This window comes from Cutibacterium sp. KBN10P07758, assembly GCF_050286205.1.
GTDB classification, from domain to species: domain Bacteria; phylum Actinomycetota; class Actinomycetes; order Propionibacteriales; family Propionibacteriaceae; genus Cutibacterium; species Cutibacterium acnes.
In genome coordinates this window covers 1,699,833-1,717,032 of sequence record NZ_JBNNQV010000001.1, presented here as the reverse complement: position 1 = coordinate 1,717,032, position 17,200 = coordinate 1,699,833, and the positions used below count along the sequence as shown (strand labels likewise).

Sequence of the window (17,200 nt, the reverse complement as noted above, 5' to 3'; positions counted from 1 at the left end):
TAGGGGCGATCGTCGTGGACCGGGCTAGCAAGCCAGTGGCGATCAGGGTAATAACCACCATCCGTGATGGGTCGTCGCCCCGCCATACTGCGTAGTAGTTACAGACGCTCGTGATCGAGGCATACCGACTTTCGGGTGATAATGAACCACCATCGTCATGAAGCTCATATGTATGGGTTGCGGATAATGACACGTCGGCTAGTCCGCTTGATAGTGCTCATGACCTGGTGTGCCATCCGGTCGGCAACGACCTGGCTTGGGCGAACCTCGAAGGCTCGTCTGGGGCATGACATCTCCCAGCATAGGGAACTAGTGACGGATATGGAATTGGCAAGACCAATTCGACAGGGTGCTGAAGCGTTTTACCTATCGCTGCAGATAGCCTTAAAATGATGCCGCGCGGGGTCGAGGCAATGAGCCTCGGGCGATGACGCCCCTAGGCCCCGACAGGGCATTCATGCTTCGAGAAGGACCGTGACTTCATGGACAGGACGACGATCAAGGACATCGCCAGGGTTGCCGGTGTGTCCCCCGGCGCAGTCTCCTTCGCCCTTAATGACAAGCCGGGCGTCTCCGATTCCACGAGAGCCCGGGTTAAGGCAGTGGCCAAGGACCTGGGGTGGCGTCCCAATGTGGCTGCGAGAGCGCTATCGGCCAATCGGGCTGGAGCCGTCGGGCTCGTCATCGCGCGCGACGATCGCAGTTTTGCTGGTGAAGGCTTCTTCCTCCACCTTATTGCCGGCATGGAGGAGATCCTCACTCCCGCACGTACTGCCTTGGTGTTGCAGTTGGTCGCATCACGTGAGGAGGAATGCGAGGTCCATCGTCAATGGTGGGCGCAGCGACGGGTTGACGGTGTGGTCCTAGTCGATCCGGCCCGCAATGATCCACGGTGGCCGCTCATGGCAGACATCAAGATGCCGTGCACGGTTGTTGGCGCTATGAGTGACACACCGTTGCCTGGTGTCCATATCGATGACGCAGCTGCTGCCGGAAACATCGTTACTCACTTGATTAATCAAGGTCATCGTCGTATTGCCCACATCGGTGGCGACCCCACTCTCGAACACAGCATGGTGCGGCGACGAGCCTTTGCTCAGGAAGCCGAGAGGTTAGGAGCTGTTGTTATCGAGGCAGCAGCAACGGATTATTCGGAACAGTCCGGGCTGCGAGAGACCAGCGCGTTGCTGAAGATCGGGGATCGTCCTACCGCGATCGTCTATGACAATGAGGTGCTGACGCTGGGCGGTTTGGCTGCCGTTGCCGAGCACCGGTTACAGGTTCCCACTGACATTTCGGTGGTGTCGTTTGAGGACTCACCAGCATGTCGGGTGATGTCGCCAGGGATTACCGCTTTGCGACGAGATCCGTCGGTTCTGGGCCGGGATGCTATCACCATGCTGATGGGAATCCTTGGCGGTGACGACGTCGAGGATGTCACCGAGCAACCTCCTGAACTCATCGTGAGAGGATCCACTGGTCAGGCCCAGTAAGGGGCGACGCGGCGGTGGTGTCAACCCTTGACCCCGCCACTCTCAACACCGCGGAAGAACACCTTCTGCATCGACGCGAAGATGATAATGATCGGGATAAGGGCGATCACCGTACCGGCTGCGACCTCACGTGGATCGGTGGACATCGTCGAGCTGAGGTACTGCATGCCAACTGTCAGCGTGTACTTGTCTGGATCGTTGAGGACAACCAGTGGCCACAGAAAGTCGTCCCAGGCCCCGATGAACGAGAACACCGCGACCACGGAGGCCATGCCCTTGATGTTGGGCCATACGATGTGGCGAATCTTCGACCACGTGTTCGCGCCGTCAACGGTTGCCGCATCTAAAACCGATGGAGGGACGGCTCGACAGGCGGTCGCCATGAGCAGAACGTTGATGGCACCGACGACGCCCGGAATGGCCACGCCGGTTAGCGTATTCGCAAGGCCCATACCCTTGATGACGAGGTACTGGCTGGTCAGTGTCACTTCACCCGGCAGCAGGAGAACCGACAGCAGGATACCCATCACGACCTTCTTACCGCGGAACTTCATGCAGGTCAGTGCATAACCGGCCAGCGACGCTAGCACGACATTACCGACGACGCAGACTGCGGCGACGATCACGGAATGCCAGGCGTACCGGAGAATTGGCACCACATGGGCAACGCGTCGGTATGCGTCAATAGTGAATTCCTGGGGGATGAGGTGGGGCGGAAAGGAGTAGATGTTCTCATTGACACTCTTGAGGGAGGTCGAGAGCTGCCACAGGAATGGTCCGATCGAGATGATGACGACGAAGATCAGGAGAAGGTAACGCCCGATGAGCCCGGCGAGGGTGGGACGGGTTGGGTCGAAGGCGTGTCGGCTACGCCACGGCTTCTGCTTGGCTGGACGGGTTGCCTGTGCAGTGCTCATGCCATCGTCTCCTTGGTGGCGCTTTGGATAGCGGCGGCGCGGCGAGCGCGACCTTCTCCTCGTCTGGTCTGACGTCCTGATCGGAGGTCCTTGTTGTTGGCCCAACCAATGACCGTCAATGGAATGAGGGTGAGGAAGAACAACACGACTGATAGGGCTGAGGCGTATCCGAGCTGTCCGGACAGTCCGGTTCCGACTTGCTTAATGACCATGACCAGACTGGAGTCCTCACCGCCTGGGCCACCCGTGCCGTTGGTGAGGACGTACAGCTCGGAGAAAATCCTCATGCCGGACACCGCGATGAGGGCAATGATGAGGACCATTGCGGGGCGGATACCGGGAATGGTGACGTTGCGGAATCTCTGGAAGGTGCCCGCACCGTCGAGGGCAGCTGCTTCGTGGAGATCATGGTCAACGTTTCCCAGCGCCGCGAGGTAGACGATCATGTAGTAACCGAGGCCTTTCCAAACCGTCAGGAGGATCGCGCAGCCGAGCAGCTTCCAGCGATCGACGAGGAAAGGGATGGGGCTGCTGGTAGCGCCCATCCATTGCAGGGACTGGTTAATAAGGCCGCGAGAATCGAACATCCAGCTCCAGATGAGGGCGACTACGACGACCGATGCGATGACGGGGAAATACGCCACCGTGCGGAAGAACGAGATGCCCGGAATCTTCTTCTCGACCAGGAGGGCCAGCAGCAATGGCAGGATCGTCAACAGCGGGATGCAGATGATGACATAGATGAATGTCGTCACCATGGCATTCCAGAACATGTCGTCGTGCCACAGTTCGGCGTAGTTCGCGAAACCGATGAACTCCCCGCCGACGAGGGGTCGGGTGTTCGTGAAGGACAGGATGATCGTGTTGATGAAGGGGTAGAGGGCGAACACGACGGTCCACACGACTGCCGGGGCCACCAACAACCACGGTGTGTACCAGCGGTGGGAGTTCATGGAGCGCAATCCTTGGGCGAGGTAGGTGAGCGGACGACTATTCTGCTGGTCCCGCAGCAGGGCGGAGCCAGCAGGAAGATCACTTGGTGACGTGGTCGTTGCAGTACTTGACGGCCCTGTCGAGTGCGTCCTTAGCGGAGATATCACCTCGCATTGCCGAGGAGATCTGCTGACCGACGTACGCCTTCATGGCGTCGGTATAGGCCATAGGCTCACCGATCTTGGCGGACTTCATCTCGCCGGCAAGGGCCTCGGCGGCCTTCTTCATCTGCGGATCGGAGATGACGGAGGTAAAGGAGTCTGTGTTCTCGTTGGCTTCCTTAGTTCCCGGCAGGAAGCCCTGGGCAAGGTTGACGAAGTCAACCTGGTTGGCGTTATTGGTGACATATTGGGCGAATGCTAGGGCCAGATTAGGGTTCTTCGAGTCTGCGGAGACGCAGATGCCCTGCACAAACAGGGGAGGAACGCCGATGCGTGTGGTCATGGCGACGTGGGGGAAGAGCTTCGGTGCGCTCTTCTTGAGGTCGACAGGGAAGGAGGCCGAGCCAGTGGTCCACGCAACCTTGCCCTGGAGGAACAGCTTCGAGTTACCGAGGTAATTGTTCTGCAACACCTCCGGCGGCATAGCCTTCTTGGCGTAAAGCTCGACATACTTCTGAATGATCTCGACGGCCTGGTCGGTGTTGAAAGTGAATTTTCCGTCCTTGTAGACCTTGACGCCCTGGGCGGCAAGATCACCGAGAGCTGGTGCGATGGAGATGAGGGGCATTGTGCCGTGGGATTTCTCGGCCATCGTAATTGCTTGGGCATAAAGCTCATCAAGTGTGGTCGGCAACTTCTTGGGATCGAGACCGTACTTCTCGAAGGCTTCGGTGTTCCACCAGTTCAGGTCGGTGCCGAGGTACCACGGGTACCCGTAGACGCCGTCGTAACCGTCGTAGGTGTAGGCGTCAATGCCGCCCTTGATATATGTGTTGATGGCTGCCGCGTCAGCCTTCTTGAGGTCCATGACCTTGTTGGCTTTGAGGAGCTGCCACGCGAAGTTCGGCGGTATGTTAATGACATCGGGCAGCTGTCCAGCGGTGGCTTGCTGCTGGACTTTCTCCTCATAGCCCTCGCCTGGCTGGTCAACCCACTTGATCGTTGTTCCGGGATGTTCCTTCTCAAAGGACTTGACGAGCTTCTTGAAGTAGGGCGTGAACTTTTCGTTCTTGAGCGACCAGGTTTGGAACTGGATGCTGCCTTCGAGCTTGGCGGACGGGTTAACAGATGCCTGACTCGACGGTTTGTCGCCTGAACCACTCATGCCACATGCGCTCGCAGCGAGCACTGTCGCGAGTGCGGCGGTGCCGCCAAGCAGTTGACGTCGACCGATGGTGAAGTTTCCCATGATCTTGCTTCTTCCTTGAGAGGTGAGGCCTGAGCAGGTTCTGGGCCACCATTGACGCCGGTTCCTGCTGAACTAATACGATTTAGTACAGCATCGCCCGAACAGGAGTCGATAGTCAAGATGTCGATTGGTCTCGTTGCCCCATGGCTTGGAAGCCAAAGCGTGGGAGAATCCCAGGTTTTGGTTCCGGTGGCAGTGGCCGTGTAGAATTACTGGCCGGTCATGACCTCGTCGTGTTCCACTGGTCGAAGGGATCTTTGCGATGAACACCACCCATCGCCACTCCGACGCGCTTTCGGGTCTCGTTCTCGAGACCCATTCGCTGCGTCGGCAAGTGGGTCAGATGATCCGGGTTCAACGGACGGTACCCGCTCCAGCGGATCTCGATGTCGACATGATTGGCGTTCCCGAGGACTCTCCACTCGAACTTGATCTCCGCTTGGAGTCGGTTGGAGAGGGGGTCCTCGCGACCGGGACCGTCGAGGCCACCCTGGAGGGGGAGTGCTCTCGCTGCCTGGACCCCATCAAGGAGGAACTTCTCCTTGACGTCCAAGAGCTGTACTTCTACCCCGACAAGGAGGCCGACGAGGATGCCAGTCGGGTTAGTGCCGAGGAGACTATCGACCTTGACCCCGTGGTGCGTGCCGCGGTCGTGCTGAACCTTCCGTTCAGCCCGCTGTGTCGCGATGACTGCGGTGGGCTGTGCCCAGACTGTGGTGCCAACCTCAATGACGACCCGGATCATGACCATCCGGATCGGATCGACCCACGCTGGTCGGCCCTCGAGGGCCTCGTCGGCGGGGATGACTCGGATCGGTCCTGAACGTCGCCATGGGCAACCGTCGCGTGCGGATGCCGACCCTTCAAGCACACCAAGGAGAAAATCGTGGCCGTCCCGAAGCGGAAGATGTCCCGCAGCAATACCCGGCACCGTCGTTCGCAGTGGAAGACGGTTGCTACCAAGCTCGTCACCTGCGCCAACCCGGCCTGCGGTGAGAAGCACCTGCCCCACACCGCCTGCCCGTCTTGCGGTGGGTACGGGCCGCGCGGCGACCGTCGTCAGGTTGTCGAGGCCTGAGATCGACACTGTGCACGCAAGCAGGGATCAGAATATCGGTCGCCCCGACGTCGAGGATTGGCCTTTTCTCGCCCTTCTCGAGGAGTTGGGAATCCGGTGTGATCCTCAGCTCCTCGATCTTGCGCTGACGCACCGCTCGTATGCGTTCGAAAACGGTGGTATTCCCACCAACGAGAGGCTGGAGTTTTTAGGTGACGCCATCCTTGAAGTTGGTGTCACCGACTATTTGTACCGGGCGTTTCCGGATAAGCCTGAAGGCCAGCTAGCCAAGTTACGGTCGGCTGTTGTGAGTACCGTCTCGCTAGGACAGCTGGCACGTCAACTCGGCATTGGTCCTCGGATCAAATTGGGCAAGGGAGAGGAACGTACTGGCGGCCACGACAAGACGTCGATCCTGGCCGACACTACCGAGGCACTGCTGGGCGCGGTCGAGCTGTCAGCTGGGCTTCCGGACGTACTGCGTCTAGTCCACCACCTTTTCGATCCTCTCGTTGATGAGGCAGACCGCTCTGGGGCGGGCACAGACTGGAAGACTGTCCTGCAAGAGTACTGCGCTGAGCATGGCTTCGATGCCCCCCGATACGAAATCGTCGGGTCTGGCCCAGACCACAATCGTCGATACTGTGCCAGAGCGAATGTGGACGGCAGGCTGCATGCCGCCTACACCGGCCACAACAAGAAAGAAGCGGAGCAAGGTGCGGCCCGCCGTGCTGTCTCCGCGCTGATGCCAAGCTCTCACACAGGTGCCTGAGCTCCCCGAGGTCGAGACCGTTCGAGCCGGACTCGAACAGTTCGTTGTTCCGGTTGTCGTCGACAGCGTCGACGTTGTCGATACTCGCGGGCTTCGCCCCAGCGGTGGACTCGAGGACGCTGCGCTTTTCGAGACGACCTTGTCGGGTCGTCAATTTACTGCCGTAAATCGCCGGGGTAAGTACCTGTGGTTCATCCTTGACGATGGCACCGCGATGTTGGCTCATCTAGGTATGAGCGGACAATTCCGTGTTAGCACCCAACATGCCCCGCAGCATCGCCATACCCGTATAGTCATCACCCTCGACGATGGTCGTGACCTGCGCTTCCTCGACCAGCGCACCTTCGGCGGATTGACCCTAGCCCCGCTCGTTGATGGTATTCCCGGTCCGGTGACCCACATCGCCCCTGATCCGTTCGAGGAGTGTTTCGACGTTGACGAGGTAGTGCGACGGTTGTGCGCACGCAGGTCCGCCATTAAGAGGAGTTTGCTCGATCAAACCCTTGTTTCCGGGATTGGCAATATCTATGCCGACGAAACTCTTTGGCGGGTCCGTTGTCACCCCGAGACACCATGCTCTCGCCTGAGTCAATCCGAAGCGGTGGAATTGTTGCAGACGGCCTGCGATGTTATGGCAGAGGCCATGTCTCAGGGCGGTACCTCTTTCGACTCTCTTTATGTCAACGTCAACGGGGAATCGGGGTGGTTTTCCCGTGTTTTGGATGCCTACGGCCGTGAGGATGAGCCCCTGCCACCGATGTGAGACGCCGATCATACGCGAGTCTTTCATGAACCGGAGCTCGTTCCGATGCCCGAAGTGTCAGAGACCACGGTGATCCTGCCGTCATCTGGCATGGCTAGCGCAGCTGTGGCCCCGTTGCCTTGGGTCGGTGGGTTAATGCTGCGTCGGTCAACATCGGTGGGTGAAAACGCGAAGAGCGAGCTCTCGATCAGGCGTTCGCTGGCACTTTCAAGGCTGCCGAGTTGTAGTTCCATGCCCATGAAGGCGGGAAAGTTGTCGCCCCCTGTCGTGGTCACCGATCTGTGAAGTTGAATCGTGGATAGTAGGTGGGGTCTCCGTCCTGCCTGCGGAGCCAGCGGCTGAAGTGACTGCGACTTGCCCGGGAATTGCGCTCGGGGCGAGTGACACTTCTGATGTTCAGGAGACGGCCAGTTTGCGCGTGACGTACTGGTTCAAGCTGAGGTGCTGCTCCGCAGCCTCGATCACGAGTCGTCGATGCAGGTCCTCGCCAAGTCGGAGTTGGAACTTCCCGGAGTAGTGCCGGGTGGACAGGGGCTCGGGTACAGGTTCGTCATTGGCGCGCATGTCATCAACGACCTCATCGACGACGATCCGGAGCCCAGTGAGCGCTTTCTCGGGAGTACCGGCCAGCCACGACAGCGAAGGAAACTCGACGCACGTGGCGATGAACTCGGCGTCCTCGGGGGACCAGGTCACGTGGAAGCTGTAGCGTGCGGTGTCGGTGATCGTCTGGCTCATCACTGTTCCTTCAACTTCTCGATTGCTTGGAGCACCTGTCGGACTTGGTATGTCTTGGCCTTGCCGTGGTCGTTCTGGATGTTGACCCGCAGGTCGCCGAGCCATGGGGTCTTGAAGACGGCGTGCGAGCCGCCAGTAGTTCCTGGCTGCTCCGAAGAACTCCTCGCACACGCGGAACAAGTCTGCATAGTCGTGCGTGGATTGGCTCGCATGGAAGCGAGGATCTTGGCAACGCTCAGTATGGCTTAGTGGTACTACATGTGGTACCGGGGAGAAGTGACTGGCGTCCTAGAGGCGGGGCTGCTGGGGATGGTTGCTGGCCCGATCTGATGTTCACGTCGCCGAAGAGGAGAAGGTAAGACTCGTGTGGCTGTATCAACGTGCATTGCTGATGTAGCTGGGTTACCTCGATCGGTCGCTTGATGCCTATAGGTGAGAGGATAAGCCTTGCAAGCGTTGTGGCACCGTCATGAGCCGTATCCAGTTCATGAACCGGAGCTCGACGCGGTGCCTGAGGTGGCCCGCTATCCCGGTCCGAGGCCATATCTCACCATTGGCTGCTTTCGCAGCGTGACGACTCGTCCCGGCGCGCCATATTAATCTTGATGGGCGGTTTCAGATCTCTTGGCATTAGGCCTATTATATCGCGAGTGATCACTGAACCGACTGCACCTACGAGGAGACGCATCAAGAAGCGTCACTTGATTGAATTCATCAAGTTCGGGGTCGTCGGTGGATCAGGGTTTCTGGTCAACATCATCGTCGCCATCATCATGAATAAGGCGAATGGCGGTACTGAGCATGCCCAGGACATCTTGTTCAATCTTGCGGGTACCCGGTGGAATTTCCGCTTCACGAGCCTGGTGTGGCTCGTCGGTTTCGTGGTAGCCAACATTACAAACTTCCAGCTCAATCGTTCGTGGACGTTCAAGCGCGAATACCGTCGGGGATGGTGGCGTGAATTCTGGCCTTTTTTTGCCGTAGGGTCGATAGCCGCCATCATCGGTATGTTTATTAAGATCTTCTTTACCAACCCAACGTCCCCGATTTACTTACCCGAGCCGTGGTTTAACGAGGGAAGGGGGATTCAGTCACGCGAGTACTGGTCCCAGATCTTCGCCATCATCGTGACGATGCCTATCAACTTCGTCGTCAATAAGTTGTGGACCTTCCGAGCAGTGAAGCACTCAGGAGAGCTTCCTATGGTTGCCTCTGCAGTTGTTCCCGAAAGTTATGATGACGGCGATGCAGCCGAATCGCGTTAGGGAGCCTGGCGTCTCGGGTAATCTGCATGTGCGTACCCTGACGGAAAGGTCGGTCTCGGATGGTCGTTTTCATCATCGCGATGGTCCTGATTCTCGCGGTCGCCTTGGGCGTTTGCGCCGTGGTGATGCTGGGTCTACGTCATCCTGGTGCCGATCCCGATGCTAGTTTTTGGCGTTACACCGCCACCCGTGTGGGTGAAGATCTCAGCGGTGTTCGACATCGCTGAGGCGGTCTGCCCTCGTGGTTTTGTGAATTGACCGACTAATATCGGCCGACGTGAACCCCATAACCCTGATCTGGATTATCCTCGGCATACTCGTCCTGGTGACGGTGGTTGCTGCCGTCACTGCTGGAGTTTCGCGGCGTAAGGCTCTGCGTGAGGGGTCTAAGCCTGCCCAGGTGTCCCCGGCTCCCACGGAAAGTGGGAAAACAGTTCCCGAAGCGGAGACTCCAGCGGGCGGCGAGTCTGCTGTCGGGCGCCCCGAGTCAGAAGCGTCACAGGTCGCTGAACCAGCGGTCGAGGCGCCCGAGGCGCCAGGCTCGCGGATGGCCCGATTGCGGCGTCGTCTGGCTAACAGCAACAATGCGCTTGCTCGTGGTTTGGCTGAGTTGCTGAGCGCTGACAAGCTCGACGATGACGCCTGGGATGACTTCGAGACCACCCTTATCACCTCCGATCTGGGTGTTGGTCCGACGACGGAGCTCGTCGAGAAGCTGCGCTCGGAACTGGCTATTGATGGGATCTCTGACCCGGCCCATGCTCGCGAGGTTCTGCACCATGAGCTTGTCGAACTCGTCGGATCGGATATGGATCGTTCCATCAACCTAGACCGCCTGGAAGGCAAGCCGGCTGTCGTCCTCATGGTGGGCGTCAATGGCACGGGTAAGACGACGACCTGCGGCAAGCTGGCGCGCGTTCTCGTCGCCGAGGGAAAGACGGTCCTCCTCGGTGCAGCAGACACCTTCCGCGCCGCCGCTGGCGAGCAGCTGGAGACGTGGGGAGAACGCGTCGGTGTGCGTACCGTCCGCAAGGACGCGGGCGCCGATCCTGCCTCCGTCGCTTACGAGGCCGTTCAGACTGGCATTGATGAAGGTGTTGATGTCGTGCTCGTTGACACTGCTGGGCGACTTCACACCAAGGCCGGTCTCATGGATGAACTGGGTAAGGTCAAGCGTGTCATCGAGAAGCTTGCACCGGTGAGCGAGGTGTTGCTTGTTTTGGACGCCACCACCGGGCAGAATGGCCTAGCTCAAGCCCGCGTCTTCTCGGAGGTCGTCGACGTGACTGGCATCGTGTTGTCAAAGCTTGACGGTTCCGCGAAGGGCGGCATCGTTGTCCAAGTGCAGCGTGAGCTAGGTGTGCCCGTCAAGCTCATCGGTCTCGGCGAGGGAGCCGACGATCTGGCCCCCTTTGATGCTGATAACTTTGTCACCGGTCTCATGGGTGACGATTCTGCCGAGTGCTGAGGTCCGATAAGTGACAGATATCGCGTGGTTTGCCCCGACTGGTGGGGTCATGATGGTCAGTATCCTCAGCCATAAGCTGTGCGTAGCGGTGCTTATTGCGGCCTTCGCTTTGCCTCTAGCTTTCGTCGTGTGGCGGGCTATAGCGGGTACGGGAAGCTGGTGGCGCAAGATCCTGCGCGGTCTCGGCCATCTCGTGGTGATTTTGCTCGCGCAGGCCTTACTGATTACCGGCGTCTTTCTCTATATCAACCGTGAGTATGGGTTTTTCACGTCATGGTCTGACCTGTTGGGAGAGGTCCAACCAGAGGCTCCGACCCATGATCTAGTCCCGATCCGACGCACCAAGGTCAAAGATATTCCGATCAGTAAGTCCAACCCCCATCCCAACGGTCAGGTGAGCGCAATAACGGTGCCTGGCGCGGATGCCCAATATGCGCGCGTTCCAGTCTGGCTGCCACCCCAGTACTTTGAAAAGTCGGAGCGTCGCACTCGATTTCCGGTGTTGTTCTACATCGGGGGCGTCAATGACACTGGTCAGCGTGACAACAAGTCGATCGACTTCATCGGTCCAGCAACCGAACTCATCAAGGGCAGGAAGGTCAATCCCTTCGTCATCGTGTTCTTGCCGGGCAAGATTCGTGACGGTGTCGACAGCGAGTGCGTTGACGTTGGTCCCTACCGGCATGAGACATGGATCATGAAGATTGTTATCCCGCGGCTTGAGTCGCACTACCGGGTCGGTCACGAGCGCGGGTCACGTTTCATCGGTGGATGGAGCACCGGTGGCTACTGCGCTGCCAATTTGTCGACTAAATATCCCAGGGCTTTCAATGCCGGGTTCTCTTTGGGTGGGTACTACCATCCCATGTTCGAGAATCCGCGCATCGCCAACATGGCCCGACCCCTTATGGCCAACAGCTCGGTGGTGCGTAGGGTCCAGGAACGCAAGATTGAGCGCAGCGTGCGGTTTCTGTCCGTGCTCAACCCCAATGATTTGCAGAGCTGGGGGCCCGGTCGTGTACCGGTGGTTTCGAACGGGCAAGTCGGCCCGGACGGAGGCCAGTTTTACCATGTCGCCAAAGGCATGAAGCAGTTCACCTTTATCTTGCTCACGGGTGGCGGACACCGCGTCAGTGTGTACACACCGTATATCGAGCAGTCATTACAGTGGCTTGGCCAGTTCGGGCTGTAATTGCCGCCGGGAGTCATGATCGAGTCTGGGACGGTAGTCTGTCCTGGTAAGGAACTAGCGCGCTGAAGGACAACCGTGTTCGACACTCTCCAAGACCGCCTCGCATCAACCTTCAAGGGATTGCGTGGTAAGGGGCGTCTCACTGATGCCGATATCGATGCCACGACTCGCCAGATTCGCATCGCCCTGCTTGAGGCTGACGTCAACTTGTCGGTCGTCAAGGAATTCGTGGCGGCCATTAAAGAGCGTTGCCACGGCGAGGAGCTTTCTAAAGCGCTCAATCCGACCCAACAGATCGTCAAGATTGTCAACGAGGAACTCGTCGAGATCCTCGGAGGGCAGACCCGTACGGTTCGGTTTGCGAAGACTCCCCCGACGATCGTCATGCTTGCCGGCTTGCAAGGTGCTGGCAAGACGACCCTGGCTGGGAAGTTGGCTCGGTGGTTCAAGGAAGAGGGCCACTCCCCGTTGTTGGCCGCCTGCGACCTCCAGCGGCCCAATGCCGTCACTCAGTTGCAGGTGGTCGGAGAACGTGCCGGGGTGCACGTCTTCGCTCCTGAACCTGGCAACGGAGTTGGGGATCCCGTCCAGGTAGCCCGTGATGCCGTCGCAGAGGCCGAGCACAAGCTGTACGACGTCGTCATCATCGACACCGCTGGTCGTCTGGGCGTCGACGCCGAGATGATGGCTCAAGCGGCTGACATCAAGACTGCTACCGACCCTGACGAGACCCTCTTCGTCGTTGACGCCATGATTGGTCAGGACGCGGTCAACACTGCGGTGGCCTTCCAGGAGGGAGTCGGATTCGACGGCGTTGTCCTGACCAAACTTGACGGCGACGCTCGCGGCGGCGCAGCTCTGTCCATTGCTCGTGTGGTCGGCAAGCCGATCATGTTTGCTTCCTCGGGTGAGGGTCTCAAGGACTTCGACGTTTTCCATCCCGACCGGATGGCCTCGCGCATCCTCGATATGGGTGACATGCTCACCCTTATCGAGCAAGCCGAGAAAGCTTTCGATCAGGAGCAATCTCAGGCGGCTGCGGCCAAGCTCATGGCAGGCAAGGGGGAGTTCGGTCTCGATGACTTCCTCGGTCTCATGCGTCAAATGCGTCGCATGGGCCCGATGTCCAAGATCATGGGCATGCTCCCCGGCGTCGGCCAGATGAAAGGCCAGATTGAGAACATCGACGAGCGGGAGATTGACCGCATTGAGGCCATCATCTGCGCGATGACTCCGGCCGAGCGTGCTGACGTGTCGATCCTCAACGGGTCACGTCGTGCCCGTATTGCTAACGGGTCTGGCGTGGAAGTTCGTGACGTCAACAACCTGGTCAATCGATTTGTTGACGCTCGGAAGATGATGAGCCAGATGGGCCAGATGATGGGTCCTGGTGCTGGCCGCATGATGGGGTCCATGGCTAAGCGCGGTTCCAAACAGTCGAAGAAGAAGCAGAAGAACCGTAAGGGCTCTGGTAATCCCGCCAAGCGTGCTGCTCAGGCTCGTCAAGCTGCAAAGAAACCGCAGCGGAGCAGCGGTGAGGCGTTCGGGTTGCAGGGCCAGCAGCAACCCAGTCAGGAAGATCTGCAGAAGGCAATGAGTGAATTCAAGATGCCGCCGTCAATGCAGCAGATGTTCAACCAAACGAACAAGAGACCGCGTTGAACCAGCGTCGGTGATGTGTGAAGAGATCGCGAGTTTGACATTACTTCTCCCCGCGACTTCGTGACACGATGGGGCCATGACCGAGGACACCCAGCCGTTGTTCCACACTCACACCCACGACGGATGGACTCATACCCATATGGCCCGTGAGGCCCAAACCGCTCCTGATGAAGACTTGCGTATCCGGGGCGTCGTGCTACCTGACGGGGAAGAACGTGAACTATGGGTTCACGACGGAGTCCTCGTGGAAGGGCCGCTCTCGGGGGCTCGAACTTTGGCTGACGGCTGTTGGATCATTCCCGGTCTAGTTGACGCCCATAACCACATTGGCCTCGATGCTCATGGTGCCGTTGGCACGGAGACTGCCGACGAGCAGGCCCGGACCGAGGCGAAGACGGGCACCCTTCTCATCCGCGATGCTGGATCGCCGAGTGATACCCATTGGATCGACGACCGCGACGACCTTCCGCGGGTCATTCGTGCCGGACGCCACATCGCCCGCCCTAAGCGTTACATCCGTAACTACGCAGCTGAGGTAGATCCGGAAAATCTCGTTGCCGAGGTCGATCGTCAGGCTCGATCCGGTGATGGTTGGGTCAAGCTTGTCGGTGACTGGATTGATCGCGACGAGGGGGATCTCGCTCCGTTGTGGCCCGCAGATATCGCCCAGGCCGCCATCGATCGTGCTCATGAGCTTGGTGCCCGTGTTACTGCGCACTGTTTTTCCGAGGAAGCTCCCGCACAGCTCGTTGATGCCGGTATTGACTGTATTGAGCACGGCACTGGGCTTACCGACGAGACAATCGCCACTATGGCTGAGCGCGAGGTCGGGCTTGTCCCGACTTTGATCAATATCGAGACCTTCCCGTCCATCGCCGCTCAGGCCGACGGCAAGTTCCCAAAATATGCCGCACATATGCGTCACCTCCATACTCACCGTCATGAAACGATCGCCAAGGCTTGGGATGCCGGAGTGCCGATTTATGCCGGTACCGACGCTGGCGGCACTATCAAGCACGGCCTCATTGCCTCCGAGGTTCGGTTGTTGGCTGCCGTAGGGGGAGCGGAGATGGCATTGGGAGCAGCGTCCTGGCGGGCTCGCGCGTGGTTGGGCGGTGAGCAGCTGGGTATTGGCGATTCCGCTGACCTCCTCGTCCTTGACCGTGACCCGAGGGTTGACGTTGGGGTGCTGGAGTCTCCCACCTACATCGTGCTGAGGGGACGAGTAGTCATCAGGTGAAGTCCGTCCCGGCTCGCGTCATCTGCCTATCTGTGGCACAATGTCGAGAGCTTCTGTCCGTTCGGTGCCCTCTCTTATCGGCGGATAGTTCCACCCGAGTTCGGGGGCGATGTCCCCACGTCGTGTCCGTGCTCACCCGTAACTTCCCGGGTTTCGTCCCGGGCGTCTCACTACAGGAGTTACCACACACGTGGCTACCAAAATTCGTCTGAAGCGTCTCGGCAAGATCCGTACCCCGCACTACCGTGTCGTCGTCATGGACTCGCGCGCTAAGCGTGACGGTCGTGCTATTGAGGAAATCGGCCAGTACCATCCCAAGGCCGATCCGTCGGTCATTGTGATCGACTCTGAGCGCGTGCAGTACTGGCTCGGCGTCGGTGCCCAGCCGACTGAAGCTGTTGTTGCTTTGCTGAAGCGCACCGGTGATTGGCAGAAGTTCACCGGCGATACTTCGCCGTCTGGTGTCAAACCGCAGCCCGAGCGTCCCAACAAGGATGATCTGTTCAACGCTGCCCTGGCTGAGGCCGACGAGGCCCCGCGTGAGGCCATCACCAAGAAGTCCGAAGGGGCAGCTGCTGACGAGGCTTCCGAGTCGGCGGCTGGAGACAACAGTGGCGAGAAGGCTGAGGCCTGATCGTGCTAGCCGACGCCCTGGAACACCTCGTCTCTGGCATCGTCGCCAATCCTGACGACGTCCGGGTCCGGGAGAAGGACCTGCGACGCGGCCGGATGCTTGAGGTGCGCGTCAATCCTTCCGACATTGGTAAGGTCATCGGTCGTCAGGGTCGTACGGCCTCTTCGTTGCGCACGGTTATTGGTGCGTTGGCCGGTGACGAGCAGATCAGGATCGACTTCGTTGATGTTGATCGACGCGGGTCGGGACGGCATTCCGACCACCGTGGCCATCGTCACTGAATCGCCAGTCCTTTGACAATATGGGCCGTGGTTCCGCTCTGGCGGGGCTGCGGCCCATGTGCTGTGTCTGGCATCTTGTCTAATCTCATCATTCCCCAGGAGTCACAGTGGAAGAGTCGGCAACGGTGGAGGTCGTCGTCGGACGAGTAGGTCGTGCCCATGGTCTGCGAGGTGACGTCGTCGTTGAGGTGCGTACGGACGAACCAGATGCGAGGTTTGGAGTAGGTGCCACGGTGCAGATTGAGGGGTCCAGACGTGATCTGACGGTTGTACGGTCCCGCTGGGCCAAGGGCTGCCTTATCGTCGCTTTTGACGAAGTGAAAGATCGTCAGGGGGCAGAGGAGCTACGCGGATCGGTTCTCGTCGTTGACGTTGAGCCCAACGATGACCCCGATGACCCCGATGAATTCTGGGATCGCCGGTTGCGTGGGCTGACAGTGGTTGATGAATCAGGTAAAAGCCGCGGGGCTGTCAAAGATGTGCTTCATATGCCAGCCCAAGATGTGCTCGTGATCGACGTAAGTGGGGAGGAACATCTGGTTCCTTTCGTCCACCAACTCGTCCCTACTGTCGATGTGGCGTCCGGGTGGATCGTCGTCAGTGGCATTCCTGGCTTGCTCGATTCGAACGCTGAAGAGGCGAGGTGACGATGAGGCTGGACTACCTGTCAATTTTTCCGGCGTACTTTGATGTCCTCGACATATCTTTGCTGGGTAAGGCGGCAGTCAACGGTCTGGTGGAGGTCCACGCCCACGACTTGCGCGACTGGACCCACGATCGCCATCGCACCGTGGACGACACCCCGTGTGGCGGAGGCGCGGGCATGGTCATGAAGCCTGACCCTTGGGGGGAAGCTTTCGACGAGATCATTGGCACTGAGCCGGACTCGTCGGTTCATGTGATTTTCCCTAGCCCGTCAGGTGCGCCATTTACCCAGTCTGCTGCTCAAGAGTTGTCGTCGGCGGTGCGGATCGTGTTCTGTTGCGGACGGTACGAGGGGATCGACCACCGCGTGATCGACTATGCGCGGTCGATGTGGACTGTTCATGAGGTGAGCCTGGGAGACTACGTGCTTAATGGGGGAGAAGTAGCGGCTCTGGCTATCACTGAGGCCGTGGTTCGGCTGGTGCCCGGGTTCATGGGTAACCCGGAGTCTCTAGCGGAGGAGTCGTTCTCGGCCGGGCAAGACGGCTTGCTGGAGTATCCGCTGTTCACCCGGCCGGTCTCTTGGCGTGGCCTCGATGTCCCCGAGGTTCTCATGAGTGGTCATCATGGTCGAATTGCGAAGTGGCGCCGTGATGAGTCAGTCCGCCTGACGTGTGAGCGGCGTCCTGATCTGACGGATTCCGACTTCGGTGTTCCCCATTGAAGCGTC

Annotated in this window: 20 protein-coding genes and 1 pseudogene; 15 read left to right on the top strand and 6 right to left on the bottom strand. The window is 59.1% G+C overall.

All coding sequences use genetic code 11. The annotated features are described in order from the left end of the window. Positions 1-482: 482 nt before the first annotated feature. Positions 483-1,493 (top strand): LacI family DNA-binding transcriptional regulator, encoded by a 1,011-nt coding sequence (locus tag ACOYO3_RS08540; protein ID WP_002518407.1) that lies wholly within the window; start codon positions 483-485, stop codon positions 1,491-1,493. A 20-nt stretch (positions 1,494-1,513) separates the two neighbouring features. Here ACOYO3_RS08540 and ACOYO3_RS08535 read toward each other — a convergent pair whose 3' ends face one another. The 3 genes from ACOYO3_RS08535 to ACOYO3_RS08525 all read right to left on the bottom strand — a co-directional run bounded on the left by ACOYO3_RS08535 (position 1,514) and on the right by ACOYO3_RS08525 (position 4,753). After that, positions 1,514-2,410 carry a carbohydrate ABC transporter permease gene (locus tag ACOYO3_RS08535; RefSeq protein WP_002516892.1) on the bottom strand — a complete coding sequence of 299 codons (897 nt, stop codon included), beginning with the start codon at positions 2,408-2,410 and terminating at the stop codon, positions 1,514-1,516. Beyond that, entirely contained in the window at positions 2,407-3,363 is a 957-nt protein-coding gene (locus ACOYO3_RS08530) for a carbohydrate ABC transporter permease (protein WP_002518365.1), read from the bottom strand. Before ACOYO3_RS08530 ends, ACOYO3_RS08535 begins: the two co-directional genes overlap by 4 nt. 79 nt (positions 3,364-3,442) lie before the next feature. Then, positions 3,443-4,753, bottom strand: a complete 1,311-nt coding sequence (locus ACOYO3_RS08525; RefSeq protein WP_002525584.1) for an ABC transporter substrate-binding protein — start codon at positions 4,751-4,753, stop codon at positions 3,443-3,445. Positions 4,754-5,015: 262 nt separating this feature from the next. Here ACOYO3_RS08525 and ACOYO3_RS08520 point away from each other — a divergent pair, with 262 nt between their 5' ends. The 4 genes and pseudogenes from ACOYO3_RS08520 (at position 5,016) to mutM (ending at position 7,418) form a co-directional block, all read left to right on the top strand. Next, positions 5,016-5,576: a YceD family protein gene (locus ACOYO3_RS08520; RefSeq protein WP_002518442.1), complete on the top strand. Its 561-nt coding sequence runs from the start codon at positions 5,016-5,018 to the stop codon at positions 5,574-5,576. 63 nt (positions 5,577-5,639) lie between these two features. Continuing rightward, entirely contained in the window at positions 5,640-5,831 is a 192-nt protein-coding gene (gene rpmF, locus ACOYO3_RS08515) for a 50S ribosomal protein L32 (protein ID WP_002514262.1), read from the top strand. Beyond that, complete coding sequence (rnc, locus tag ACOYO3_RS08510; protein ID WP_002520215.1) at positions 5,785-6,582, top strand: ribonuclease III; 798 nt, start codon at positions 5,785-5,787, stop codon at positions 6,580-6,582. The genes rpmF and rnc overlap by 47 nt, the downstream gene beginning before the upstream one ends. Continuing rightward, positions 6,575-7,418: pseudogene (gene mutM / locus ACOYO3_RS08505) on the top strand (bifunctional DNA-formamidopyrimidine glycosylase/DNA-(apurinic or apyrimidinic site) lyase). Before rnc ends, mutM begins: the two are co-directional and overlap by 8 nt. On the opposite strand, the gene ACOYO3_RS08500 reads toward mutM, so the two are convergent. From ACOYO3_RS08500 to ACOYO3_RS08490, 3 genes are all read right to left on the bottom strand, one after another. Further along, positions 7,369-7,620 carry a hypothetical protein gene (locus ACOYO3_RS08500; RefSeq protein WP_002519322.1) on the bottom strand — a complete coding sequence of 84 codons (252 nt, stop codon included), beginning with the start codon at positions 7,618-7,620 and terminating at the stop codon, positions 7,369-7,371. The pseudogene mutM and the gene ACOYO3_RS08500 sit on opposite strands and share 50 nt — an antisense overlap. A gap of 121 nt (positions 7,621-7,741) precedes the next feature. Further along, positions 7,742-8,083, bottom strand: a complete 342-nt coding sequence (locus ACOYO3_RS08495; RefSeq protein WP_002516987.1) for a type II toxin-antitoxin system HicB family antitoxin — start codon at positions 8,081-8,083, stop codon at positions 7,742-7,744. After that, complete coding sequence (locus ACOYO3_RS08490; RefSeq protein WP_002519323.1) at positions 8,083-8,271, bottom strand: toxin; 189 nt, start codon at positions 8,269-8,271, stop codon at positions 8,083-8,085. The genes ACOYO3_RS08495 and ACOYO3_RS08490 overlap by 1 nt, the downstream gene beginning before the upstream one ends. Positions 8,272-8,688: 417 nt before the next feature. On the opposite strand from ACOYO3_RS08490, the gene ACOYO3_RS08485 reads away from it, so the two are divergent. The 10 genes from ACOYO3_RS08485 to trmD all read left to right on the top strand — a co-directional run bounded on the left by ACOYO3_RS08485 (position 8,689) and on the right by trmD (position 17,194). Further along, complete coding sequence (locus ACOYO3_RS08485; protein ID WP_002519324.1) at positions 8,689-9,348, top strand: GtrA family protein; 660 nt, start codon at positions 8,689-8,691, stop codon at positions 9,346-9,348. A gap of 59 nt (positions 9,349-9,407) precedes the next feature. Next, entirely contained in the window at positions 9,408-9,575 is a 168-nt protein-coding gene (locus tag ACOYO3_RS08480) for a hypothetical protein (RefSeq protein WP_002524760.1), read from the top strand. Positions 9,576-9,625: 50 nt separating this feature from the next. After that, on the top strand, positions 9,626-10,816 hold the full coding sequence (ftsY, locus tag ACOYO3_RS08475) for a signal recognition particle-docking protein FtsY (RefSeq protein ID WP_002516124.1): 1,191 nt from the start codon (positions 9,626-9,628) through the stop codon (positions 10,814-10,816). A 49-nt stretch (positions 10,817-10,865) separates the two neighbouring features. Next, entirely contained in the window at positions 10,866-12,008 is a 1,143-nt protein-coding gene (locus tag ACOYO3_RS08470; RefSeq protein ID WP_002519325.1) for an alpha/beta hydrolase-fold protein, read from the top strand. A gap of 75 nt (positions 12,009-12,083) precedes the next feature. Continuing rightward, positions 12,084-13,670 (top strand): signal recognition particle protein, encoded by a 1,587-nt coding sequence (gene ffh, locus ACOYO3_RS08465; protein WP_002518430.1) that lies wholly within the window; start codon positions 12,084-12,086, stop codon positions 13,668-13,670. A gap of 76 nt (positions 13,671-13,746) precedes the next feature. Beyond that, the gene (locus ACOYO3_RS08460) at positions 13,747-14,910 is read left to right on the top strand and encodes an amidohydrolase family protein (RefSeq protein WP_002516093.1); all 1,164 of its coding nucleotides are present in this window, start codon (positions 13,747-13,749) and stop codon (positions 14,908-14,910) included. A gap of 190 nt (positions 14,911-15,100) precedes the next feature. Further along, entirely contained in the window at positions 15,101-15,544 is a 444-nt protein-coding gene (rpsP, locus tag ACOYO3_RS08455) for a 30S ribosomal protein S16 (protein WP_002516115.1), read from the top strand. Between the two features lie 2 nt (positions 15,545-15,546). Next, the gene (locus tag ACOYO3_RS08450; RefSeq protein ID WP_002514249.1) at positions 15,547-15,825 is read left to right on the top strand and encodes an RNA-binding protein; all 279 of its coding nucleotides are present in this window, start codon (positions 15,547-15,549) and stop codon (positions 15,823-15,825) included. 107 nt (positions 15,826-15,932) lie between these two features. Continuing rightward, positions 15,933-16,472: a ribosome maturation factor RimM gene (gene rimM / locus ACOYO3_RS08445; protein WP_002524759.1), complete on the top strand. Its 540-nt coding sequence runs from the start codon at positions 15,933-15,935 to the stop codon at positions 16,470-16,472. Positions 16,473-16,474: 2 nt separating this feature from the next. Beyond that, positions 16,475-17,194: a tRNA (guanosine(37)-N1)-methyltransferase TrmD gene (trmD, locus tag ACOYO3_RS08440; protein WP_002519327.1), complete on the top strand. Its 720-nt coding sequence runs from the start codon at positions 16,475-16,477 to the stop codon at positions 17,192-17,194. Positions 17,195-17,200 lie beyond the last annotated feature (6 nt).